The following is a 25,051-nucleotide window of genomic DNA, read 5'->3' on the forward strand; positions in this document are numbered from 1 at the left end:
CCTGAGAGAAGCTCTCAAGACCTTATCTATCTTCCATTAACTCTAGCAAGCGTTCTTCCATGACTTTAGCTGCATGTTGATCCTTACAGATAACCAACAAAGTATTCGCTCCGGCAACAGTACCTAAAATCCACCCATCTTTATTTGAATCTACTACATTGGCTAAAACGGATGCTTCTCCAAGTTTAGTGTGGAGAACCAAGGTGAATTCGGCTCTTGCAACACCCTCTAAGTGATGTGAAAGGAATTCGACCAAATCAATCTTCTCTGTCTCATTTGCTAACACATAGTAAACAACATCGTTTTTCTTAACTTTGGTTAAGCCAAGCTCTCGCAAATCACGAGATAAGGTTGTTTGTGTCACAAAGACATCACAGGCTTCCAATCGATCTTGAATTTCCTTTTGAGTTCCTAATTTTTCTTCTGTAATCATTCGCTTGATGAGCTGATGACGTTCTCTTTTTCTCATAAGATCCTTTCAAGTGTATATTTATAACATTTTACATTTTTTTAGTAAGAACATTATATCAAAAAAACTGGATATTTCAAAAAATATCTCTTCTTTCAAAAAAAATGTAGTAAATTGTGATAAAATAGTAAAAAAGCCCTAAAGGAGCCTTAAATGAATACAAAAGAATTGATTGCTAGCGAGTTGGCTAGCGTCATTGATAGCCTGGACCAAGAGGCTATTTTAAATTTACTAGAAACACCTAAAAACTCAGATATGGGAGATATCGCCTTCCCTGCCTTCTCATTGGCAAAGGTTGAGCGTAAAGCTCCTCAAATGATTGCTGCTGACATCGCTGAAAAGATCAATAGCCAAGCCTTTGAAAAGGTTGTAGCAACAGGTCCTTACGTAAACTTCTTCCTTGATAAGGCTGCCATTTCTGGCCAAGTACTGCAAAACGTTATCACTGAAAAAGAGCACTACGCTGACCAAGAGATTGGCAATCAAGAAAATGTTGTCATTGACATGTCTAGCCCTAATATCGCTAAACCATTTTCAATCGGTCACCTTCGTTCAACAGTTATCGGAGATAGCTTGTCACATATCTTCCAAAAAATCGGCTATAAAACTGTCAAAGTCAACCATTTGGGAGACTGGGGTAAACAGTTTGGGATGTTGATTGTTGCCTACAAGAAATGGGGTAACGAAGAAGCTGTCAAAGCTCATCCAATCGATGAACTCCTCAAGCTCTATGTCCGCATTAATGCTGAAGCTGAGAATGACCCAAGTTTGGATGAAGAAGCACGCGAATGGTTCCGCAAACTTGAAAACGGCGATGAGGAAGCTCTCGCTCTTTGGCAATGGTTCCGCGATGAAAGCTTGGTAGAATTTAACCGTCTCTACAATGAGCTACAAGTTGAATTCGACAGCTATAACGGGGAAGCATTCTACAATGATAAAATGGATGCAGTTGTAGACATCCTTTCTGAAAAGGGACTATTGATCGAATCAGAAGGTGCTCAAGTTGTTAATCTTGAAAAATATGGAATTGAACACCCAGCTCTTATCAAGAAATCTGACGGCGCAACTCTATACATCACGCGTGACTTGGCTGCAGCCCTTTACCGTAAAAACGAGTATCAGTTTGCCAAATCTATCTATGTCGTTGGTCAAGAACAATCTGCTCACTTCAAACAACTCAAGGCTGTCTTACAAGAGATGGGTTACGATTGGAGCCAAGATATTGTCCATGTTCCGTTTGGCTTGGTTACAAAAGAAGGAAAAAAACTTTCTACTCGTAAAGGGAATGTTATCTTACTAGAGCCAACTGTTGCAGAAGCCATCAGCCGTGCTAAAGCGCAGATTGAAGCCAAAAATCCAGAACTTGAAAACAAAGACCAGGTCGCTCATGCTGTTGGAGTTGGGGCCATTAAATTCTATGACCTTAAAACTGACCGTACAAATGGATATGACTTCGACCTTGAAGCTATGGTATCCTTTGAAGGAGAGACTGGCCCTTATGTTCAATATGCATATGCTCGTATCCAATCAATCTTGCGTAAAGCCGGTTTCAAACCTGAAGCAGGTGCCAACTATAGTTTGAACGATGCTGAAAGCTGGGAAATCATTAAGCTAATTCAAGACTTCCCACGTATTATTAAACGTGCAGCTGATAATTATGAACCTTCTATCATCGCTAAATTTGCAATCAGCTTAGCGCAAGCCTTTAACAAATACTATGCCCACACTCGTATCTTAGATGAAAGTCCAGAACGTGACAGCCGTCTAGCCCTTAGCTATGCAACAGCAGTCGTCCTCAAAGAAGCACTTCGTCTGTTGGGTGTAGAGGCGCCAGAGAAGATGTAACTCGTTACAAGAGACTGGAACTAAAGTTCCTAGTCTCTTGGCGGCAATCGCTATCGGGCGATTTGCCTAAACGCCTTACTAATGCATCCAAATAAATAATATCGACTTATTTGGATGCATGTCGTGATCTATTAAATTAATTTATTACTAAGCAAGCTAAGTAACTAACGCCAAATCCTATTCGGACTTTGGCTAGGCGCTTACAATACTATCACTCGAAAGGCGAAGGATATTCGTTTTTCTCTAACCACTTACTTCTTTATCACCTAGGGAGAATTTTTATGAGCCAGTATGCTTATATTCTAGTTGTTATCAGTCTTCTTTTTCTCTTTCTTGTCAACAAATATGAAAAAGAGAAACTTCAAAGACTGCTTCAGGACCAACTATTGAAAGATCAAGATTTTCGTGCAACTATCAAAGAAAAAATCCAAACGATAGAAAATATCAATGATGTCATTGACTACATCAACAAAGGTTACCGTTTAGGAATTCCAATTGCAAAAGAAATCGTTGACGAAATTCGCAACTAACAAAAAGACTCGAGATGACGTTTCTCGAGTCTTTTTATTTATTTCTGACAGCTAAGATTCCTACCAGGATAACAATTCCTAAGGATACCATGGTTCCAACTGGTGCTACATTTTCATCAAAAATTTTCTCAGAGAACAGTAGCAGAGCAATCGCTAGTAGTAGCAAAGCACTGCATAGCATAATATCCTTGAAGCTTGGTTTGCGTTTTAAATACTTTAAAAATGATCTCTGTAATTTACTCATTTGAACTGTTCTCTTTTGAAATAATTCTATGATCCATGGGATAAAAATCTAGCCCAGCAACTCTATCCTCTTACAAGGATTCAAGTTCATAAAGCTCTGCAATAATCCCAGCAACCTTCTTAATATCTCCTAGCATTCCGCGCATTTCAAAGTCAGCTAGGACTGGAAAACCAAAGCGCTGGCTATATTGCTTGGCGGTCAAACAGTATTGGTTGTTAAAATTGCGGTTACCCGATCCTACGACACCAAAACACTTGCTAGCATTATCACCATATGCGATAAAGTCACCTACTGGAGTGGTCAAGATTTCCACATCTCCATTGTCAACTCCATTTCCACCTTCGAGGTAAGTTGGTAGAAAAGCCACATATGGGTTGGTCATCTCAAAGAAGTCTTCTCCTTCCTTGACCAAGTCTTTAATATGAATTTTTTCCACATCAATATTCGCATACTGCTCCAACAAATAAGCTTTCAAACGTGTTACAAAGCTCTCCGTGTTGCCGCTTAGACTGATATAAACTAAGGAAATTTTTTTCATCTTTTCCTCCCTCTTTCTCGAATCCAAAAAAATAACTACCAAGATTGTATCTTGATAGTTATCCTTTGTCAAATCTTAGGCGAGTTCTTCCTCTTGAGATTCTGTTAATTCTTTTTGCTGACGCCATATTTTATAGAAGACGATTCCCAAAAAGATAACATTGATGACGATGAAAATAATAGTGGTTGCTTTTGACATGACTTCCATTCCTAAACGTAGGGTGTCATCTTTAATCAATTGCATAGCATCTTGTAGATTCATATTGTCATGGACTAGTCCAACAATAGCTAGTAAGGCATATCCAACATAAGTGTAGTTCGCCAACTGCAAGTTCTTACGAATTAAGAAAACAAAGGCTACTACAACTAGGATAGCGGATAGAATAATGAGTATCGTGTTAAAAATAGAGTGAGATGACTCTGACACTTGGTGGGCATAGTTAACAGCATCTTCTATTTGTTGAGCACTAAGTGTCCCAACATTTTCTTGGCTAGCACGAAGGGCGTCCTTACTAGGTACTGGAGTGAATATTCCAACTATTGCCAAGGCTGAATTAATCGCTGATAAGACTAATAAAATCCATAGATAGATTGGTTTCTTTTTCATAAAAGTAACCTCCTCATAATTTTTAATTTATTATAGCATATTTTAACAAGTAAAACAAATTCTACAAGTTTACTTCCACCTGCTTACGGTATGCTTTCGGAGACTTCCCACATAGTTTTCGAAAGACCTTATAGAAATAGCCTACATTACTGTAACCAACCGTATAGCAAATATCCTCAATACTATCATTTGTAGATAGTAAAAGTTGCTGAGCTGCCTTGATGCGTTGCTTATTGAGAAGCTCAGCAAAGGTTGAATTGGTTTCCTTCTTGATTAACTGACCTAAGTAAACAGGATTGATAAAGAGGTCCTTGCTGATATCCTTGAGAGATAGCTCTTTTTTGTAGTCTCTACCAATAACTTCGAGTACACTGACAACATTCTCATTCATGCGGTATTGGCCAAAGAAGGACGTCAAGGTTTCCTTGGTATAAGCCACTAAGTCTTCAAAGTTTGTGATGGCATGAATATTCTTGACAATATCTGTCATATCATCTGCTTTCAAATGTTCAAAGAGATGGAAGACATCCATAACAAACTGAGTAAAGAGTTGCTTGGTGATGGATACCCTCGGTGTGTTTTCTAAGACAATCTTCTCGAGTAGGTTCAACTCCTCGATAATCTGCTGAAGATTTCCTTGGATAATAACTCGATAAATGGGTTCATAATAAGAAAAGAGACTTTCAGATTGATCGAGGTTTACAGTTCCATAGAAGAGGGCTTTTTCAACGTCAAATTTCCATTTTTCAAAGTTGGCCTGATAAGGTAACTCAAGAGGCATGACCAACAAGCCCTCAAATTCCTGATCAGCAAGGACGATCTGCCAGTCTTGACCTAGGACGTAGTAAGGAATGACAAAATTCCCTTGTTTTTCTTTTGAAAGCCCAATCCACCAGTTTTCTTTTTGGCTGAGATGAGTCTTGAATGCTTCTTCATCTAGTTGCTGACTCAATATTTCGGGCTCATGAGATTTTTCACCAAGCTTACTGGCAATCTTTTCAAGCAAGCGTTCAAGCTCAACCTTATCAACTGGTTTGACAAGATAATCTACAACATTGAGGTTCATGGCTTTCTTGACATATTCAAATTCTTGATAGCCGGAAAGAAGGATATAGTAAGCCTCTGGCAAGAGTTCCTTCATTTCCCCAATCATTTCAAGTCCTGTCTTGCCAGGCATGTTGACATCAGAAATGACGATATCTACGGGATGTTCTCGAACATAGTCCAAAGCGTCGTCAGCATGATTGGCTGTTGCAACGACTTCCATATCCCATTTTTCAAAAGGGATCAAACGCTTAAGTCCTTCTGTAATCATGTACTCATCGTCAACTAATAGTACTTTATACATCTTTATCCTTTCTCTTCATCCTGAATGGTGATTCTATATTGAACACCTTTTTGTTCAGCTGATTCTACATTGATGTTATAGCGGTCTCCAAAATAGAGCACAAAGCGTTCGTGGATATTAACAATCCCAATAGACTGTCGTTGCCCCTTATAATCTGCTGTGTGTTCAAAGGTTCTTTGAGCCAGTTTAGCTTGAATTTCTGCTAGTTTTTCAGCAGACATCCCACGGCCATTATCGGTTACTAAGATTTCGACATAGCCATCTTTTTTCAAAGCCTTGATACTGATAACATTATCTGTTCTTCTGTGATCAACTCCGTGGGCAAAATAATTTTCCACTAACGGTTGGAGGGTGAATTTTGGAATGCGCATTTCTTCCAAGCCAGGGTCAATCTTAAATCCGTAGGCAATGGATTTTGGATAGCGAACCATACAGAGATAACTGTACTTCCGACAAAACTCCACTTCTTGTTTGAGGGTCGTTTCTCGCTCGTCAGAGATATTGTTGCGCAGGAGACTACTGAATTCATAGATGATATCTGCTAGTTCATTTTGATTTTCCATCACCGCGTACATCCGCAAAAATTCCAGAGTATTGTACATGAAATGCGGATTAATTTGAGCTTGTAAGGCTCGCATGTTGGCATCTTTTTGATTGAGTTCCAGTTGATAAATATCGTGAATATTACTTTCTAGTCGATCCAACATATCATTTGTCGACTCAGCAATTAGTAGCAATTCCTGGTCCTTTTTATCTGTGTCGATTCTCTTGGTCTGCTCTCCCTTAGTAATGGCTTGGATAGAGTCCACCAAGTCCACAACCTGACTTTGATAGTCAGAAAAAGTCCTTCTTAAGGTCATATACAAAATGATGATAAAGAGAGCGCTCAAACCTAAAATAAGTGCCGAACTCGCTAAAGTCCCACTCCAAACATAATCCTTTGGTACAGCTACTCGAACTTGATAACCATGGGCAGTTGTTCCTACCAACCAAGACTCATTCGTTCCCTTCGCTCCAATATAGAACATATCTGTTTCATATGGTGCAATGACCGTTACGGCAACAGGAATTGTTCCCCTGGTATTGTCAATCGCCTTATAGAGGAATTCTGGTTCTACGGAAATATAAATGACCCCTAGAGCTTGATCCGAGATGGGATCAGACACTGGAACAGCGAAACTATTGGCATCTGGTTTAAAGCTCTCAGCTGGAATCTTCTGTCCACCTCTGTTTCCTCTTTTGGAAACAAATACATCCGTTGAATCCTGTAGAACAATCGAAATACCTGTTACAAAATCGTTTCGCACGTATATATCATCGATATTTTCATAAATAGAAACGGAAATATAGGGTGACGCCTTGCGCTCTAACTGCCAGTAAAAATAATCCGGCGTGCTGAGGCTAAAATACTTGTAAATCCCTTCAATGCGGGCTTGATTCTCGACCAATCCCTGAGCTAGGCGGGTTGACTCCCGATAGTAGTATTCAACCTCATCAACTGTTCGAGCGAGAACACGCTGACCGACACGATTGGCTTCCCTTTCACGCATATCCCAGTCTGCATAAGAAATCAAGAGAGCAAAGCAGGAAATGATGACAATCATTACCAGACTATAGATTCTTAGGAGTGAGTGGAGGCGAAATTGTCTGGTCTTATTTGGTTGCCAATTTTTCATGAATACTTTCATAAACAGGCTCCAATAAATCACTAATAAAGAAGTGCCACATCCCAATACCTACAAAAGCGATGAGGGCCGGCATATAGAAGCCAATAATGGCTAACAAGACGCTACCAAATAGAACTTTGGCCACTGCTGATAAATTCATAAAAATTCCGATAAAGGCAAGCTTTAAGGTGTTTTTATAGGACAATTCAAAGTAAACCTGTAACTTTAAAGATACCGTATAGGCCAAAAATACCAAGGCTACTAAAAAGATATTTAGAAATGTTGCTGCCAAGTGGATAATGGTCTGGTTGGGCAACTGAATCATCAGATACAAGCCATAAATCAAGATTAAGTCAATCCCTATAAAGGTGTAGAAACTGAGATTACTTTTGACAAAATTGCTCTTAAATAAAGCCCATGCTTCCTTGAAACGATAAGCACGGTAAGAATAGCCATTTTCAGCAAATAAACTCATAAGAGTTGCACTAGCGGGTGCTATACCAAAAATCACTCCTCCTGCTAGTGTCAATAACCAAAAATAAGCCGTCGCAATCATCCCCAAAAAGAAACGATGAAAGACTAGCTCAATGAAATTCCCCACGGTTTTCCTCCAAAAATTTAATCTAGTTTTATTATAACATATTTCAAGCGCTCTCAAAAACAGGAGCAATAAATATAAATAGAAAAAAGCTAGATTGGAATTGTGTCCGTTACAACCATCACTTCTCTAAATACAAGCTTGATTAGAAATTATGAATCTCAATATCAAACTATTTTCTATTAGCTTTTAAAACGGTATATGAAAATTTTGATAATGTTATCATATGTGTTATACTGGAATCAAGTGAAATATATACTTACAATAAGCATAGATAAGGAGAACAGATGGCTTTTTTAGATCAATTGAAAGATGGAGCTAGACTTGTCAAAGAGACAACAAGCACTGTTATTTCAGAAGGAAAGCAAAATGCAGAAAATCTTCGCAAGAAAAAGGAAATTCAAGTACTACAAAATCAAATCAATGACTTGTATAGATTAATAGGCATCAAATTTGTTGAAGAACATTTAGAAGAAATAAAGGAAAATCCTCTCTATTCAACTGAAATCGCTGAAATCACTAAGCTCTTTCAAGAGCAGATTTCTCTTCAAAAATCTATTGATTCATCTGGTCAAGACTTAGTTTCTTGTCCCCATTGTGGAACAAGTCTATCAAAAAGCTTCGAATTTTGCATCAATTGTGGAAAAGTAGTAAAGTAGAGTCGAAATGAAGGATTATATTGTAAAATCAAAATGTCCTAGCTGCTTCAAAAATATTGGAATCGGTTGGAAGTTCTGTCCTTTTTGTGGAGAATATGTAGATAATACAAAACCCAAGGTGGACTTAAAGTATGTCGATAAAATTTATAGAGACAATGATCAAGAAAACAAAAACATTCCTTTCAAAATGCCATCAACCCTCAAACATATGGGTGATAGGATAAAAGAAACGATCTCTGAAAAATTAGACAAAGGAGAGGAAGTTCAAGATCATACAATTTCCTTTTTTACCTTCGTTCTCAAAGAAGCTAGTGTTGTGACCAAGGAAATAACTGAAATTTTGAATGATGATGAGAATATTTTATTAGAAAAAGATCATATTGGTTACTATTTACAGAGTGATTCAGAAATCATCTATATAAACAATGCAAAAATTGATATCGGTAAAAAACACTACCTAAATAATCGAGATACCCTTCGTGTTGATGATACTATTTATATTTTTAGTGTCATGAACCAGAAGGATATCGAATGGAAGAAAAAGGAAATCAACACAAGTCTAGCAGAGAAAGTAGACAAGCATTTTGAAGTCCTAGACAACGGTAATATATATGTCCACCCTCTCGGAGACATGGTTTATTTGAATAATCGTCTAATTAAGGATAAAACATACCTAAATAACTATGATTTAGTATCCATAAACCATCGACTCTTCGTCGTTTATAATAATTCCTTAGTTTTTCAACATGAATTAACTGAAAGTCAAGAAAAGAGTCTCGCAGATAATATCAATAGGATTGAACAAAATACACAGTTATCTGTTCGAATTCGAAAGCGTCTCGCAGGAGAGAAACTTTTATTATCAGAGATTGACTTTCAAGTATCCTCTGGCGAAATCGTGCTCATTTTAGGTGGTTCAGGAGCAGGAAAAACCACATTAATCAATGCAATCATGGGCATAGAAAAAGCGGATGCTGATATCTTATTAGGAAATATAAACATCTATAATCAATTTGACAAAGTTCGAAGAATGATTGCCAATGTCCCTCAATTTAGTCTTCATCGTGAAAAAGATAGTGTTTATATGACTCTGAAAAATGCCGCAGAGATGAAACTAGTACGAGATTTTACTAAAGATCCTGCTTTATTAGAAGAAAAAATTTCAAAAGTATTAGAAACAGTCAAACTAACAAAGAAAAAAGAGGCTTTGGTCTCTGAATTAAGTGGTGGAGAGAAAAAAAGATTGAGTATTGCTACTGAGTATATTGCAGATCCAGTTGTATTTGTTCTAGATGAACCAGATTCTGGAGTAGATGGCAGTAACGCTCGTTCAATTATGGCTAGCTTAAGAAGTATCGCAGATGACAATAAGATTGTTTTTGTTATCTCACATAGTCCAGATCGAACTCCAGAATTATTTGATAAAGTATTAGTTCTCGCTAAAAGCGAGGAAGAATCGTGTGGTAAACTAGCCTTCTATGGCTCTGTAGAAGATACTCTGGGATTCTTTAATGTCAATCAACTTGAACTTGTGGTGTCTAAAGTAGAGCAAACTCCAGATTACTACATCGAAAAATATAAAGAATATAAAGGAGATTAAAATGAACTACGCATCGAATAAAGAACAAATTTTGATCTATTTGGGTAAATTTAAACGAAATTTTTTAAATTCTAACGGATGGTATTCTTTTATAAGTACTGCTATCATTGCCCTTATTACTTGCATTGTAGCTGGAAAAGACGGATTTTCAACCAGCTTAGGTGCAGAAGTGAAATCCACTTCATTCATTATTGTTTGTGCCTGTATTTGGATAGGAGTTTTTAATTCTATTACATTGATCTGTAAAGAAAGAGATATTATTAAACACGAATACCGAGGGGGCATGAACCTATCATCGTATATGTTCGCCCACATGTTATTCCAAGCCCTTGTTTCTCTAATTCAAGCTATTATTTTCTCCAGTATTTTATTCTTATTCTATCACCACTCGATTTCAGAATTTAAGACTATCTTTGATAATGATAGTTTACGATTCATCTCTTATTTCTTAACTATATTTTTAACCATTTATTCGGCAGATGCTTTGGGTCTATTTGTCTCTTCAATTGTTAAAAATGTTGAGAAAGCAATGACTGTTATGCCCTTTGTCATTCTCCTTCAATTTCTCTTTGCAGGAAATATCCCCTTAAATGGCTTTTTGCAGTTCTTATCTTATTTTACACTTAGTCGTTATAGTTTTGATGGGCTTTTAGACTTAGCCGGCTTTAAAGAAGGAGGATCATTTTTCAGTACCTCAACCAAGGTACAAGTAAATTTATTAGTTGCTTGGATTCTACTCATTGCTTTCTCTATCCTATTAGCCTATCTAGCAAGTAAACTATTAAAATCAGTTGAAAAAGATACTAGAGGTTAACATTGCTTGAATTAGTTTAGTAAACTAGATTTATAGTTCAAAAAAGGTAGTAAGATTTTCCCTTACTACCTTTTCTATCATAAGATGTTTAAATTAGTAAAATTGGGATCCATATTAGCTACGATATTGTCTCTGACAAATGTGCATTAATAAAAATAAATAACAAAAACAACCCAAAAGTTAGATTTTTTTCTGTCTAACTTTTGAGGTGCAATTCATATAACTAAATCGTTTTCTATATATCTGAACACCTAATTTATATCACGAAAAAATGTAGTTATTTTATCTAGTTGTTAGTTCTGAAATTTTTTGATAAATATCAACTGCTTTAAATTGCTTTTTTAGGAGTAAATTCAGAGCAGGTATCCTTCGTTTTCAAAATTTTACAGATGCCAAACTATAAAAATAATTACGTTTATTGGTTTAATAATGACGTTTGTACTATAATAAAGATAGATAGAGATACCGATTAATAATCAAAGAACAAAGGCTTTACCAGGGCAGATGGATATGTTTGAAAATTAGATAATTACTATTCAACTTATTTACTGGTTCAACAAAATAACGAAAGGAGTATGGACCATGACTACTCAAACTTTAAGCACTGTGTTGATGTGTGTTGCGCTTATATTGACTCTTTTCTCTGAAAAATTGTTCAAGCAACATGAAAAAATCGGAAAAATAATTTGCACTATAATCATATTAGTCGCTGTTTTGTTAATGCTGCTCTAAGTTATTTTAAGAATACAGGAATTTGTTTGTCCTGTATTCTTTTTTTCTCTATAAAACGTGCATTGATAAAAATGAATAACAAAAACACCCCCAGTTAGGGAGTGTTCTCAAGGAAAATAGCAAGATTACCTAAATTTTACTATTTAGCGTCGTCTTTTTTAAAGATGTTTTTAACACCTTCAACAGCGCCTTCAATAGCGTCTTTTGCATCTTCAGCGACTTCTTTAACTTTAGAAGCAACTTTTTCAGCAGCTCCTTCGCTTTCAAGTCCTTTGTCACCTACCAATTTACCAACGCCTTCTTTAACAGCTCCTGCTGCTTGGTTGAATTTTTCTTCTGTAGACATAAGTATGTCCTCCTTTTATTTTTTCTAAATTAGTAATTATTGAACACGTGGTTCTGCTTTGGCTGCAGCGTCTTTAACATTATCAACGCCTTGGCCAACTTTTTCTTGAACGAATTCAGCGCCTTCACTAATTTTTTCTTGTGCTGCTGCGACACCTGAACCGATACCAGATTTCACTCTAGACAATTGTTCTGACGCGAACTCGCCTGTTGATTCTGCCACGTCAGTTACACGATCTTGAAGGCTAACTGAGTCTGCTTCATATTGTTCTTTAGTTTTGATGTCAACAACATTAACGTTAACTTCAACTACTTCTAGATCAGTCATTTTCGCAACTTCTGATACGATAACGTCTTTGATTTCCTTGTATAGAGTTGGAACGTTTTTTCTGTACTCTACGATAACGTTCAAGTCAACTGCTACTTGTTCTTTACCAACTTCAACGTTAACACCGTGTGTTACATCATTAGTATTGACAAGTTTTTCTGTAAGATTTGAGAAGAATCCGCCGTCAACATGTAATAGTCCTGGGACTCTTTCTAGTGAAAGACCGATAATTTTTTGAATAACTTTATTTTCGTAAGTTAATTCTCCTCGAACATCTTTAGAAACAACAACATCTTTTTTTTCAGTTACATTTTTTTCTACGTTTGACATATGAAACTCCTTTATTTATTTAAATAATTCTTCTGTACATAGTATCCCAACCAAATTCCTAAGGCTCCACAGATTAAAACGAACAATGTTTTAAAGAAACCGAAGGATAGGATGAAGCAGGCTAGAATAATACCTACTACACCACATAGAATTGGGTATTGATATTTTTTAAACCATTCCATTTTTTACTTCCTTACTTTACACGACTAACAATTTTCTTAGCTGCTTTTTGAGGGTCATATTCTTTCACTGAAACTTCCAGTTTAACCTCTCGATCAATACCAAAGAATTCTTTCAGTCCTTGAGTGATTTCGTTTTGAACTACTTCAAATTTGTTAGCAATGTTATCTGAAAGAACAGCTGTACCTTCTACATAAACGAAACATTTCTTTTTCCGAGTATGTACCTGAATTTTGGGATTTTTGACTATCTTGTGTTCATCCAATAAACATCGAACAAACCCTTCAATAGCTGAATTTTTTAGTTTTAATTTATCGTCTTTAGTTCCAAGTTTTATTTCCAGATATTGTCTAGGATAAAACAGGATTACTAACATCCATAATAAAACTAAGATAGACAGGCCTAGAAGCCCCCAAAATACATATCTAGCGAGATAATATTCAAATGATGTCTGTCGCCAGCTAGTCAATTGAATTCCTAAATCACTAACCTGGTGGTAATCTATCAAAATAGGAAGGAAAATTGTCAAGATTAAAATACAGAAAATAAACAATAATATTTTCTTTGATTTTGACATATAAAATCCTTTCAATTAGTGCAACAAACCATAGCTTTACCCGTCATTATAAATTAAAAGCTATAGTCTGCTTTCGAGTAAAACATTAACCTTTTTTACCCAAAAAGAACGATACCACAGAAACTACAATCACTGCACCAATAATAGATGGAATGATAGCCATACCAGCTAGTGAAGGTCCCCAAGTACCAAGGAGTGATTGACCTACTGATGAACCGATTAAACCGGCAAATATATTAGCAATTACTCCCATTGAGCCACCTTTTTTAGTGATTGCCCCTGCTGCAAGGCCGATAAAACCTCCTACAATAATGGACCACAACATAATATGCGCCTCCTTTCATAGCCCCAATATATCTGGGTTAAATTTAGTGTATCATAATATGAGAGCGCACTCAAATTATATGCTCACGAATATGTGCTTTAATAAATTTTAAAACAATACAAAAACGCTCTAGTCATTGTGACTAGAGCGTTTTCTATATATCCGAACATCTAATTTATTTCACAAAAAATGTAGTCATTCAGTTGATTTTTATTGCAATACATTGAAATTGAAAAATTCAACAATCGCGTTAAATCAAGGTTGTTTCGTTTCTAATGAAACGTAATGACCCACTATTTAACCTCTGTAAACACAACGTGTTTGCGAAGTTTTGGTGAGTATTTCTTCAATTGAAGACGGTCTGGAGTGTTACGTTTGTTTTTAGAAGTAAGGTACAAGCGTTCACCAGATTCTTTGTGTTCAAGTGTAATATTTACGCGCATGGTATCTCCCTTCTATTATTCAGCTGATGCAGCTTTAGCGATCTTACGTCCTTTGTAGTATCCTTTAAGTGATACACGGTGAGAACGTGAGTAATCTCCAGTAGTTTCGTCAAAGTTTACAGATGGAGCTGTTACTTTGTAGTGTGTACGACGTTTGTTTTTCTTCGCTTTTGAAGTGCGACGTGCAGGTACTGCCATTTCGTTTTTCTCCTTTTAAGATATAAATTCAATTAGGTTTGATTTTCATCAACTTTAATAGTATATCAAAACTTTTTTGTAAAGTAAAGTTACTTGACAAAAAAAGTTGTATTTTTTTATCGTACACTGCTAAATTGTCTGAAAATTTAAAAATTTTCTTCTGTTATTCATGTGAAAATTGTGCTATAATGGAACAAACTGAAATGGGAGGGACTTGAATGACAGAATTAGATAAACGTCACCGCAGCAGCATCTATGACAGCATGGTAAAATCACCTAACCGTGCCATGCTTCGTGCGACTGGCATGACAGATAAGGACTTTGAAACACCGATTGTTGGGGTCATCTCGACTTGGGCAGAAAACACACCGTGTAATATTCACTTGCATGACTTTGGGAAATTGGCTAAAGAAGGTGTTAAATCTGCGGGTGCTTGGCCTGTGCAGTTTGGGACCATTACCGTAGCCGACGGTATTGCCATGGGAACGCCGGGTATGCGCTTCTCCCTAACGTCTCGTGATATCATCGCGGACTCTATCGAAGCAGCTATGGGTGGTCATAACGTCGATGCATTTGTAGCTATCGGTGGTTGTGACAAGAACATGCCTGGTTCTATGATTGCCATTGCCAATATGGATATCCCAGCTATTTTCGCTTACGGTGGTACCATCGCCCCTGGAAAACTGGATGGCAAAGACATCGACTTGGTTTCTGTATTTGAAGGAATCGGTAAGTGGAATCACGGCGATATGACTGCTGAGGACGTGAAACGTCTGGAATGTAATGCCTGCCCTGGCCCTGGTGGTTGTGGTGGTATGTATACTGCCAATACTATGGCTACTGCTATCGAAGTTTTGGGGATGAGTTTGCCAGGTTCTTCTTCTCACCCAGCTGAATCGGCTGACAAGAAGGAAGACATCGAAGCAGCCGGTCGTGCAGTTGTCAAAATGCTTGAACTTGGTATCAAACCTTCAGATATCTTGACTCGTGAAGCCTTTGAAGATGCTATTACAGTGACAATGGCTCTCGGTGGTTCTACTAACGCCACTCTTCACTTGCTTGCTATTGCCCACGCAGCTAATGTTGACTTGTCTCTTGAGGACTTTAATACTATCCAAGAACGTGTGCCTCACTTGGCCGACTTGAAACCTTCTGGTCAGTATGTCTTCCAAGACCTCTACGAAGTTGGTGGTGTGCCTGCGGTTATGAAGTACTTGCTGGCAAATGGATTCCTTCATGGAGACCGCATCACATGTACTGGTAAAACTGTCGATGAAAACTTAGCTGACTTTGCAGACCTCACACCGGGTCAAAAAGTCATCATGCCACTTGAAAATCCTAAACGTGCGGACGGTCCGCTTATCATCTTGAACGGTAATCTTGCTCCTGACGGTGCAGTTGCCAAGGTATCAGGTGTTAAAGTGCGTCGTCACGTTGGTCCAGCCAAGGTCTTTGACTCAGAAGAAGATGCTATCCAAGCGGTCTTGTCCGATGAAATCGTTGATGGCGATGTTGTCGTTGTTCGTTTTGTTGGACCTAAGGGTGGCCCTGGTATGCCTGAGATGCTCTCACTTTCATCAATGATCGTTGGTAAAGGCCAAGGAGACAAAGTTGCCCTCTTAACAGATGGACGCTTCTCTGGTGGTACTTATGGATTGGTTGTTGGACATATCGCTCCTGAAGCTCAGGATGGTGGACCAATTGCCTACCTTCGTACAGGAGATATCGTTACGGTTGACCAAGATACTAAAGAAATTTCGATGGACGTTTCTGATGAAGAACTTGAAAAACGCAAGGCAGAAACAACCTTGCCACCACTCTATAGCCGTGGTGTCCTTGGTAAGTACGCCCATACCGTATCTTCTGCATCACGTGGTGCTGTTACAGATTTCTGGAATATGGAACAATCTGGTAAAAAATAAGCTCTCATATTATCCTATAAAGAATTACCTTATTACAGTGGTATAATAGGCACACAAAAAGGATGAAGTTCTTACGAACTTCATCCTTTTTCATTGGAATAGGCAACAAAGTATGTTATCTACTCCACTTTTTTCTTTTTCCACAAGTAAATGAGTACGATGAGGGAAGTCATTGAAAGTACTATTCCAGTGTTTAACCCTGGTGGGCTATAACTCCATATAATCTCGTGTTCTCCTTCAGTTAGTGAAACACCCATAAAGAAACCAAGAGATTTTTGAACTTCTTGAGCTTGACCATCTACTGTTACACTCCAACCTGAGTGATATGGAATAGTGAAGGTTGCGAAGGATTGTTCACTATTTGGAACATTGACATGTGCTTTCACCGTTGAATTTGAATAGGAATCAATGGTGATATCATGTGTTTTTTTAAACTGTTCCAATGCATTTGTTAGCGTTGGTATATCAATTGAATAAAATTTAAAACCTCGAAAATCCCATTCTTTGGCTTTTCCTTCTTCAAAAGTGAGAGTAATCGTTTGATCTAAGTTTCCATTGCCAAGCATCCAAAATTGATTATCTCGGAATCGATTTTCATAGGGATAACTTAATCCGTTGAGCTTCACCTTTGACTTATTTACCGAACCAGCTTGTCTTTCTGGAATTTCAACAAAGTACAACTTATTTGGTTCAAGAGTCAACTTCCATTCAATGTTAGAATATTCTCCTTCATTTGATAGAGTGTATTTGTCTCCCGACTTTGTTAAATTCGAGGTAACTGGTTCCCCAACACTCACTTCGCTTAGTGCATTTGCTCCAGATAATCCAATCACTTGTAATAGCTGATTCAAATTGGCAGCGGGTTGATGTGCTTCAAATGAGATATTCGTCGCTGAACTTTCATTAGTTAAATATCCAAGAGAAAAGGCATATGGATTACGATAAACAGCAAAGTTCTTTAACGTACCTACTTTCTCATACAATCCACGAACGTCTGAAAAAATACGTTTTTCATCTCCATCCATCATAAAGTTTGAGATTCCAAAGAATGAATCCAGAATGACATTACGACTTGTATAGTTAACAACTGATTGCGATGACGGCAATCCTAGATAGCTCAATTCCTCAATCAATGAATACTCGAGACTCGAAGTGAAATGTGATACCCCATTATAATTATAGGCAATAGGGAAGTTGGCATGAGACAAGCCCTTATGCATTTCCATCCGTGTAAATACCTTTGAACCGCCGTAACCTTCTTGGTCAAAAGCAGTGGCGTATTCCATTTGACTCTTTAATCCTTCATTACCAATGAAAAAAGGTACCCTTTTTAATCCAACAAAAGAACTGATCATTAGTTCGATAATCACCACTCCGGCCACTAATTGTAACCTACGAACTTTATCTACTTTTCTAAAGAAAAACGCTAATAAGATGGTTGTCCAAAAGCAAAATGCGAGTATTTTCTGCGGCGTTTCAACAAATTGAAGACTTCTTTGAGTCGATAATACAAGTATTGAACCAAACCCAAAAATAGCCACTAGAAACTCGCTTAATCGAAGCTTATCTTTCCATTGTAGTAAGCTTTCTGACGCCAATACCAGCATAAAGCTGTTGGCTACCCATGAATTTCTAAAGAAGAAACCAACGGGACGTTGTCCCATATGCCAAATTTGATCGAAGCCTTGAATAGAGAATGAGAGAAACAACACAAGAAGGACGACTATCGCTGACAACTTCTTAAGGAGAGTAATCTCTTTCTTAGCAAAGAATGTAAACAACCCAAAGAGAGCCAAGCCACCAATATATAGCTGCGGTAGAGCCTTTGGATCACCCCATTCTTTTTCTCCGAAGGATCCTAGAATAAATTTTTGAGGCATTGCTACTACATCATTGACGAAGTCCCATGACCACGCGAAGGTACTCCCAGCGCTCGCTTTACTCTCTAACAAGGCACTAAAGACCGGCAATAACCAAAACGCTGCAATTCCTACACCAATTAGTGCAAATAAAGCAACTCTCCCCATTTTTAGTAGCGCCTCAATCAGAGGGTCATCCGTTGAGAAGATAATATAAAACGTATACAGTGCTACAAAAAGGCACATCATATAGCCTGTATAGAAATTCGTAATCAAACTAATAGAAAGAAAAATCGGTAATTTAAACGATCGCTTTCCACCCGCAATTTCTTCAATTCCTAAAAGAATCAACGGTACATAAATTAGATTATCTAAGAAATTAGGATTGTACTGTTGCGATACGATAAAGCCACTAAGAGCATACGACGAAGATAATCCTAACGATAACCAGTAATGTTTAGACACTCCTTGAAATTTCTTTTCCAAGAAATACCCAAAGACGACTCCCATTATCCCAGAACGAATTAGTGGGATTACATAACTCAAAATTTGAAATGTTGAAACCGGGAAGATTACGTATAAAAACGTGAATGGACTTAAACTATTAAAACCCCAAACACTTGGCATTGCTCCTCCAAGTGATTTCTCGAAGGACCAAAACAGACCGCCATAATCTCCACTCCAGAACAGTTTATGTAATCCGATATATAGCGGAAAATATTGTGCAAGAAAGTCTCCACTATGTATCGAATTTTGTGAAAAGGGAGTCAACCCTAAACAAAGGAAGACCCCTAACATAACCATAAATGGAACAAAGAACAGCGAACTATATTTTAATTTCATTTTTGAAATTTTCATTATAGTCTACTCCCACTATATTAAATCCATTTTTTGTAAATTGCAAATCCATAAAGAGCGATAGATACGGTTGAGATTATAAAACCTAAAACAAATCCCTCTGGCAAGTAACTCATTTCAACTGTATGCTCACCTGGTGTAATTTTATATGCCAACAGGCTATCCCAAACTCTTGCAGTTTCAACTACTTTTCCATCTACTTTAACAGTCCAACCTTTTTCAAATGGAATACTTGTCATCATCCAGGTACTGTCATCAGTAATATTCACTGTCCCTTTAAAACTACGATTATCCCAATGAGACAATTTTATTCCTTGAAGCTGACGTTCTTGAATGATACGATTTACTAATGCACCATTTGAACGAGCTAATCGTAATCCAGATAAGTCATATTCATTATCCGTTTCAATTTCAATCGTTAAATCTACAGGTTGGCCAGCAGAATTATGCGCAATTTGTATGAACTGTGTTTGTTGAAATTTATCTTGGAATTCGTAATTTTTGCCATTCAACAAGATACGAACTTTGTTTTTATCTGTATGAGATAATTTTTGCGGAATTGATACCCAATAATCTTCAGCAGATTGAGGTAATAAGTGATAGGTAATCGTTCCTGGTTTAGATGAATCAATTCGTTTGTAAGTTTCTGGTTTAGATGATTCCATATTATCTAACTTCAATTCATTTGCTGCTAATATAGCTAAATAATAATCGCTCGTCGCTCCCATTGCTTGTACTATCTTATTTTGATTTTGAATCGGTTGGTGGTTCTCTAATTTTACATTCACCGTTGCATCATTAACACCATAAGCAATTGGTAAAATCAAATCTGTCTCGAAAGTCTTTGTTCTAGCAGCTTCATAAACAGGTTCTTTTGTCGTAATATCTTTACGCGTTACCATATTTCCGAATACATACAACTTGGATGTATCCGGATAGTCCTCTTTAAGCACTGGTTTTGGAGTCACTAAGTATTTCACTGAGAAGAGTGCATCTTGTAGCGGAGTTCCTTGATAGTAGGTCGTTGCGTTAATTCCATTATTTCCTAAACGGTCAAATAAATCTCGCGTACTATTTTCTAAGTTGGAACTAAAAATTGATAAGCCAGGATAATCCACCATGAATGGATCATTCTTACTTAGATTAAATGATTTATTAATTCTGTAAAAATCACTGTGGTCAGGTCGAATAGGGTTAATAGCATCCTTTAATTGTAAAACAGCATCGTGATACTTGTAGGCATCTGTATAGCCAACACGTGATTGAACAAGTGCTGCATTAGCTGTTAACTCAACTACAGTCAAAGCAGCTATAATCATCCAAGCTCTTTTTACTTTAGGATAGAATAAAGCCCCAAGCAGAACCACAAAAATCAAAATCGTTGCAAGACGTTGCCAAACTGTTAAGAAAGAGTGTTGTTGTAACTGTACAATAGAAAAGATAACTGCACCGCTAATCAGCAGGAAGCTAGCTTCTCTTTTAGTAAATTTCTCCACTTCTCGTAGACTTAGATAAGCCAAATAAACTAAAAAGAAAGCAATAATCCATGAGAATCGATAGAAAAATCCAGCAGGATTTTGTCCCATATGCCACAACTTACTTGTAAATTCATGGGCACAAGAAATCAAAAACACTACGAGAACAAAACTTGCTGCAATTTTACTCCATTTTGAAATCTTACTTGAAATAAAGTAATAAAGTGTTCCTAGTAAACCAAAGCTAGCCACATATATATTTGGCAAGTTAGGTCCAGCTGGCCAAGAAGTATTATCAAAAGCTCCTAAAAAGAGTTTTGCTAAAATCTCAAACGGATTGATTTGTAACTTCCAATCAAATCTCAGAGTGCTTTGCAAGCCCCCTTTTGTTGATACCAAACTAATCAGAATTGGGAGCAATACAGCTGATACTATTCCAACAGCTAGTATAGATGCGGCAGCTAATTTCCCCAGTCTTGTTAGAATAACCTTTTTATTTCTTAAATTCTCTGAACGAATAATGTAGAACAAAGCATAAATGACCACAAAAATGCAGGTCATATAACCCATGTAAAATTGAACAAAGAGAGATAATGCCAGCATGCCAATATAGCCTCTTGGAGACTTATTATCTAGTACTTGTTCAACCCCAATTAAAACTAATGGAAGCATGATCATTCCATCATAGAAAATTGGGTTCATTTGATAACTAACATTAAACCCATTTAATGCGTAGATGGTAGCGACGATTGGAACCAAGTAGGCCTTATTCTTTAATCCATCATATCGTTTAACCAAGAAATGTGCCATGGTTAATCCCATCGCTCCATAACGTAAGGCAATAACAATTGGAACCACCCATTGGAAATTTTCTTCAGAGGTTAATAGAAAGAGTAAGTTAAATGGACTCAACAAGTTGAAGCCCCAAATCCCTAACATCCCCCCTCCAATGGATTTAGAGAAAGAGTAGAAGAAACTACTCCAATCGCCATTTAAAAATAAATGTTTGAAATAAGCATATAAGCCAATATACTGTGCGTTAAAGTCAACCGCCATGAGTGACTTTGTCCCGAAAGGAAAGAAGCCATCAATAGCCCAAGCTACAAACATAATGAGCATAGGCGCAATAAAACTTGCTAGATAGACTTTTTTCTTAGTCGTCATTTTGCTCTCCTTTCACAGTAATGTTCGTTTGGTCAACAAGATAATGTGGACGTTTCTTCACTTCATAATAAATCTTACCGATATATTCTCCGAGTACCCCAATAGAAATCAATTGAATTCCACCAAAGAGAACGACTGAGAAGATTGTAGTAAAGTATCCACTCACGAGTGAATCCGGTACTACGAGATATTGGATAAAGGTCCAAAGAACATAAACCAATGAAATTAATAAGCAGAATAAACCAAAATTAATACACATACGTAGAGGTTTATCGTTGAATGATAAAATCCCTTGAATCGCATAGTTCAATGAGAACTTCAACGAGTATTTTGTTTCACCTACAGTACGAACTTGGTTTTCATATTCGATAACTTTTTCGTTAAAGCCGATCCAAGCAAAAATTCCTTTAGAAAAACGATTGTATTCTTGCATAGATATAATGGCGTTTACAACTTTACGGCTAAACAATCGGAATTCAGAGACTCCGTCCATTAGCTCGATATCCATCATTTTATTGGCAAGTTTATAAAAATGTTTAGCTAAAAAAGTACGGTGACGTTTTTCTCCTGTACGTGTACGACGAGCACTTACAACATCGTATCCTTGCTCATAAGCTTCAATCATTTGTGGAAGCATTGCTGGTGGATGCTGCAAATCTCCATCCATTAGAATAACTGCTTCTCCTGTTGCATATTCAAGCCCTGCAATAGTTCCAGCTTCTTTCCCGAAATTCCGACTGAAGCTGATGTATTTAACACGTGAATCGCCAGCTGCGATGGCTAACATACGTTCAAAAGTACGATCCTTACTTCCGTCATTAATAAAAATAATTTCAAATTCCGCCTTTGTAATTTGATTGATTTCTTTAACCAATTCATCATACATCTTCTGAATCATATTCTCTTCGTTATAAAACGGAATTACTACAGATAATTTCATATCTATTCTACCTTATTCTTTTTATTATAATCACTTCTACTATAATAACATTTTTTTGAGTGAAGTGGTTACTCTTAACAAAAATTTTTGTTTATTGTATGAAATAAATAAACAAAAAAAAAGAAAAATATAAATCAGGTCTTTAATCCCGATTCATAATTCATCTTATCACTCTATTTTTTATCGCGGAGGCAACCCTAAGGCTATACGTCCATAACGACTAATGCGTGTAATCTTCCATGCTGGAGACCAGGTAACCTCAACCTTGACATCCTCAATCCCATCAATTTGTTTTAAACCTGCCACAATCTCGATTGGTAGACTTTCTGCACAGTCACAGGCAGTATCAGTGAAGGTCATAACAACTGTACAAAGGCCAGCCTCATCTAAATGAATCTCATAAATCAATCCAAGATTGTATACATCTAACTCTACATCTGTATCATAAACTTTTTCGAGTACTTCAATGATTTGATCTTCCAATGCTAGAGCACGGTCATTAATCTTGATGTCTTCTCTCATTGCATTCCCTCCATTTTTTGATTGTTCCTATTTTCTCATAATTCTGACAATTTGGCAAGTTTTTCCCAATTCTCGTTAAAGCAAAAAAGTAGAGATACAATCTCTACTTTTTAGTGATTATTTTGATTTGACAGGTTTGTCTGCAAGAGCTTTAACAGCAGCATTAATGGTTTCTGCGTAAAGTTTTGCTCCTTCATCCTGCTTGGTCGTATCACTACCGAAGTGAACCTGGTCTGTTCCCTTCCAAATATCTGGATGATCTTTAGCGACTTGGTTCCAATCTGCTAGTGCTATATATGAATATTTTTGTGCCAGTTCACGCGCATAGCTTGCATACTGCTCAACATAAGGTTGTGTTTCCTGCGTTGTGTCTCCCTCGTATGGAGTAACTAAAACAAGTTGATGTCCTTTTGGAAGGTTTGTTATCAGCAGATCCAAATCAGCTTTATAATTTTCAGGATTATTAACGCCAGTCGCAATGACTACAATTTTAGGCAAGGCTTTATTCTGACTGTAATTCAACATCAATTCATTTGCCTGTTTGGTATTTCGACTGATCTGACCATCAATCTGCGCATCTGGTAAGATTTCTTTTAGTCCATCTGAAGCACGTAAGGTTACTGAGTCACCAATGATGGATACACCCTCAGCTATATTATAGCGGCTGGCTTCTGCTTGATCTGCCATGGTTTTTGTTCGGTTCATATTGGTTTGGGCCTGATTGAGACCATTAACCATCAAATCCGTTTCAAATGCACCGACTTGAGGAGCTATCAATATCACGACAACGGTAATCAGACCAAGTACTCCAGCACTACCAGCAAAGACCGGTTTAATGTGCGGAATTTCTTTTGCCTTTTGTAAGAAATCAGTAGATTTTCCTGCTACTAAAGGTTCGATGACGTAGAAAGAAAGGGTTGCAAAGATATAAGAGAAGATGGTGGTTAAAATCACCGCCGGAATATTTCCCATTAACTGTGAGAAAATAATATAAAACGGCCAGTGGAAAAGATAGACAGCATAGCTTGTATCCGCTAAAAAGCTGATAATCTTTGGCTCTTTGATCGTCGGTGTTTTCTCATGCAAGACGCGTGCCGCAACAATCATCAGAAGCGCTGCTAAACTTGCAAACAAGAAGCCGAGTAAATAAGCAAAGAGATAGGTAAATTTCACAAAGAAGGTCAGTAATAGCAAGACTCCGAGCCCAGCTCCAAAGACTAGCAAAGTCTGCTTCAAATCCAAGCTTCTATTCAAACGTTTAAAAAGTGGCGTTGCATGACGAACCCCTATTACGGTAGCAAGCACACTACCTAAGAAGAAGGGATACACATGAGTTAAGCTTGAAAAGTATACTGTTGAGTAAGAACTTACAATAAAACTACCGATAAACATCGAAAGGAAACTGACGATAAAGGCAGCTGATGAAAGTAGAAAGATTGTTCCTCGTAGTTGTCCGCTTGATTTTGCTCGCTTAGATAGGAACCAGACTGCCAAGCCCCACAAGATATAATAATGAACTTCAACAGCTAAGCTCCAGTTGTGAACAAAGAGGTGAGGGATAAACTGAGATTCATAACTTCCTCCTGTCAGCATTTCATAGAAGTTCGTCATAAATCCTAGAACACCGGCAATCTGCCCACCAATTCCTGCCACATAATCTTGGCGAACCAAGAAGGTGAATGGCATGATGACAAGAATCATTAAAACAACTGGCGGAAAAATCCGATAGAAACGTCTTCTAAAAAATCCTAAGATATCAATCTTCCCTTTTTGTCCAAATTCTTCTAATAAAAGTGATGTAATCAGAAAACCTGAGAAGGTAAAGAAGACGTCAACCCCAAAGAAACCTCCTGGGAAAGTCGTTTGAAAGAAATGATACAAGAGTACCAAAAGCAAACCTGTAATCCTAATCAAGGAAAACCATTTAATACGCAT

At 37.3% G+C, this 25,051-nt stretch carries 25 protein-coding genes; 6 read left to right on the top strand and 19 right to left on the bottom strand.

The window, feature by feature from the left end:
- Positions 1-22: 22 nt before the first annotated feature.
- Positions 23-469 (bottom strand): arginine repressor, encoded by a 447-nt coding sequence (gene argR / locus ACLNCS_RS05985; protein WP_004250715.1) that lies wholly within the window; start codon positions 467-469, stop codon positions 23-25.
- A gap of 153 nt (positions 470-622) precedes the next feature.
- Between argR and argS the strand changes: the two genes are divergently transcribed.
- Entirely contained in the window at positions 623-2,314 is a 1,692-nt protein-coding gene (gene argS / locus ACLNCS_RS05990) for an arginine--tRNA ligase (RefSeq protein ID WP_424847775.1), read from the top strand.
- A 281-nt stretch (positions 2,315-2,595) separates the two neighbouring features.
- Complete coding sequence (locus ACLNCS_RS05995) at positions 2,596-2,844, top strand: MarR family transcriptional regulator (protein WP_424847777.1); 249 nt, start codon at positions 2,596-2,598, stop codon at positions 2,842-2,844.
- A gap of 34 nt (positions 2,845-2,878) precedes the next feature.
- On the opposite strand, the gene ACLNCS_RS06000 is transcribed toward ACLNCS_RS05995, so the two are convergent.
- The 6 genes from ACLNCS_RS06000 to ACLNCS_RS06025 all read right to left on the bottom strand — a co-directional run bounded on the left by ACLNCS_RS06000 (position 2,879) and on the right by ACLNCS_RS06025 (position 7,848).
- Positions 2,879-3,088 (bottom strand): hypothetical protein, encoded by a 210-nt coding sequence (locus tag ACLNCS_RS06000; RefSeq protein ID WP_414266684.1) that lies wholly within the window; start codon positions 3,086-3,088, stop codon positions 2,879-2,881.
- Positions 3,089-3,158: 70 nt separating this feature from the next.
- Positions 3,159-3,626 (bottom strand): class Ib ribonucleoside-diphosphate reductase assembly flavoprotein NrdI, encoded by a 468-nt coding sequence (nrdI, locus tag ACLNCS_RS06005; RefSeq protein ID WP_070678690.1) that lies wholly within the window; start codon positions 3,624-3,626, stop codon positions 3,159-3,161.
- A 75-nt stretch (positions 3,627-3,701) separates the two neighbouring features.
- The gene (locus ACLNCS_RS06010; protein WP_070678687.1) at positions 3,702-4,232 is read right to left on the bottom strand and encodes an ABC transporter permease; all 531 of its coding nucleotides are present in this window, start codon (positions 4,230-4,232) and stop codon (positions 3,702-3,704) included.
- A gap of 61 nt (positions 4,233-4,293) precedes the next feature.
- Positions 4,294-5,580, bottom strand: a complete 1,287-nt coding sequence (locus ACLNCS_RS06015; protein WP_424847780.1) for a response regulator transcription factor — start codon at positions 5,578-5,580, stop codon at positions 4,294-4,296.
- A 2-nt stretch (positions 5,581-5,582) separates the two neighbouring features.
- Positions 5,583-7,256, bottom strand: coding sequence for a sensor histidine kinase (locus ACLNCS_RS06020; RefSeq protein WP_424847782.1), 1,674 nt, complete (start codon positions 7,254-7,256; stop codon positions 5,583-5,585).
- Positions 7,234-7,848 carry a YesL family protein gene (locus ACLNCS_RS06025; protein ID WP_004250700.1) on the bottom strand — a complete coding sequence of 205 codons (615 nt, stop codon included), beginning with the start codon at positions 7,846-7,848 and terminating at the stop codon, positions 7,234-7,236. Before ACLNCS_RS06025 ends, ACLNCS_RS06020 begins: the two co-directional genes overlap by 23 nt.
- Positions 7,849-8,132: 284 nt before the next feature.
- On the opposite strand from ACLNCS_RS06025, the gene ACLNCS_RS06030 reads away from it, so the two are divergent.
- From ACLNCS_RS06030 to ACLNCS_RS06040, 3 genes are read left to right on the top strand one after another with little or no spacing between them, the layout of a single operon-like run.
- Positions 8,133-8,504, top strand: a complete 372-nt coding sequence (locus tag ACLNCS_RS06030) for a zinc ribbon domain-containing protein (protein ID WP_004250686.1) — start codon at positions 8,133-8,135, stop codon at positions 8,502-8,504.
- A 7-nt stretch (positions 8,505-8,511) separates the two neighbouring features.
- Complete coding sequence (locus ACLNCS_RS06035; protein WP_424847785.1) at positions 8,512-10,104, top strand: ATP-binding cassette domain-containing protein; 1,593 nt, start codon at positions 8,512-8,514, stop codon at positions 10,102-10,104.
- A gap of 1 nt (position 10,105) precedes the next feature.
- Positions 10,106-10,918: an ABC transporter permease gene (locus tag ACLNCS_RS06040; RefSeq protein ID WP_424847787.1), complete on the top strand. Its 813-nt coding sequence runs from the start codon at positions 10,106-10,108 to the stop codon at positions 10,916-10,918.
- A gap of 871 nt (positions 10,919-11,789) precedes the next feature.
- Here ACLNCS_RS06040 and ACLNCS_RS06045 read toward each other — a convergent pair.
- From ACLNCS_RS06045 to rpmF, 7 genes are all read right to left on the bottom strand, one after another.
- Positions 11,790-11,996: a CsbD family protein gene (locus tag ACLNCS_RS06045; RefSeq protein ID WP_004250682.1), complete on the bottom strand. Its 207-nt coding sequence runs from the start codon at positions 11,994-11,996 to the stop codon at positions 11,790-11,792.
- A gap of 36 nt (positions 11,997-12,032) precedes the next feature.
- The gene (locus tag ACLNCS_RS06050) at positions 12,033-12,653 is read right to left on the bottom strand and encodes an Asp23/Gls24 family envelope stress response protein (RefSeq protein ID WP_004250680.1); all 621 of its coding nucleotides are present in this window, start codon (positions 12,651-12,653) and stop codon (positions 12,033-12,035) included.
- 11 nt (positions 12,654-12,664) lie between these two features.
- Positions 12,665-12,835, bottom strand: coding sequence for a DUF2273 domain-containing protein (locus ACLNCS_RS06055; RefSeq protein WP_004250679.1), 171 nt, complete (start codon positions 12,833-12,835; stop codon positions 12,665-12,667).
- 11 nt (positions 12,836-12,846) lie between these two features.
- Entirely contained in the window at positions 12,847-13,410 is a 564-nt protein-coding gene (gene amaP, locus ACLNCS_RS06060; RefSeq protein ID WP_004250677.1) for an alkaline shock response membrane anchor protein AmaP, read from the bottom strand.
- 85 nt (positions 13,411-13,495) lie between these two features.
- The gene (locus ACLNCS_RS06065) at positions 13,496-13,735 is read right to left on the bottom strand and encodes a GlsB/YeaQ/YmgE family stress response membrane protein (RefSeq protein WP_004250675.1); all 240 of its coding nucleotides are present in this window, start codon (positions 13,733-13,735) and stop codon (positions 13,496-13,498) included.
- Between the two features lie 293 nt (positions 13,736-14,028).
- The gene (gene rpmG, locus ACLNCS_RS06070) at positions 14,029-14,178 is read right to left on the bottom strand and encodes a 50S ribosomal protein L33 (RefSeq protein ID WP_001265622.1); all 150 of its coding nucleotides are present in this window, start codon (positions 14,176-14,178) and stop codon (positions 14,029-14,031) included.
- Positions 14,179-14,193: 15 nt separating this feature from the next.
- Positions 14,194-14,376 (bottom strand): 50S ribosomal protein L32, encoded by a 183-nt coding sequence (gene rpmF, locus ACLNCS_RS06075; RefSeq protein WP_000290417.1) that lies wholly within the window; start codon positions 14,374-14,376, stop codon positions 14,194-14,196.
- A 218-nt stretch (positions 14,377-14,594) separates the two neighbouring features.
- Between rpmF and ilvD the strand changes: the two genes are divergently transcribed.
- Entirely contained in the window at positions 14,595-16,298 is a 1,704-nt protein-coding gene (gene ilvD, locus ACLNCS_RS06080) for a dihydroxy-acid dehydratase (protein WP_424847791.1), read from the top strand.
- A gap of 119 nt (positions 16,299-16,417) precedes the next feature.
- On the opposite strand, the gene ACLNCS_RS06085 is transcribed toward ilvD, so the two are convergent.
- From ACLNCS_RS06085 to ACLNCS_RS06105, 5 genes are all read right to left on the bottom strand, one after another.
- Positions 16,418-19,015, bottom strand: coding sequence for a YfhO family protein (locus tag ACLNCS_RS06085; protein WP_074324507.1), 2,598 nt, complete (start codon positions 19,013-19,015; stop codon positions 16,418-16,420).
- 20 nt (positions 19,016-19,035) lie between these two features.
- Positions 19,036-21,654, bottom strand: coding sequence for a YfhO family protein (locus ACLNCS_RS06090; protein WP_254731280.1), 2,619 nt, complete (start codon positions 21,652-21,654; stop codon positions 19,036-19,038).
- Positions 21,644-22,594 (bottom strand): glycosyltransferase PgfS, encoded by a 951-nt coding sequence (gene pgfS / locus ACLNCS_RS06095; protein ID WP_004250666.1) that lies wholly within the window; start codon positions 22,592-22,594, stop codon positions 21,644-21,646. The genes ACLNCS_RS06090 and pgfS overlap by 11 nt, the downstream gene beginning before the upstream one ends.
- A gap of 180 nt (positions 22,595-22,774) precedes the next feature.
- On the bottom strand, positions 22,775-23,116 hold the full coding sequence (locus tag ACLNCS_RS06100; RefSeq protein WP_004250665.1) for a metal-sulfur cluster assembly factor: 342 nt from the start codon (positions 23,114-23,116) through the stop codon (positions 22,775-22,777).
- Between the two features lie 117 nt (positions 23,117-23,233).
- Positions 23,234-25,051 carry an acyltransferase family protein gene (locus ACLNCS_RS06105; protein ID WP_424847794.1) on the bottom strand — a complete coding sequence of 606 codons (1,818 nt, stop codon included), beginning with the start codon at positions 25,049-25,051 and terminating at the stop codon, positions 23,234-23,236.

This window comes from Streptococcus sp. CL9.43 (assembly GCF_049737935.1).
In the GTDB taxonomy this organism is placed as follows: domain Bacteria; phylum Bacillota; class Bacilli; order Lactobacillales; family Streptococcaceae; genus Streptococcus; species Streptococcus infantis_I.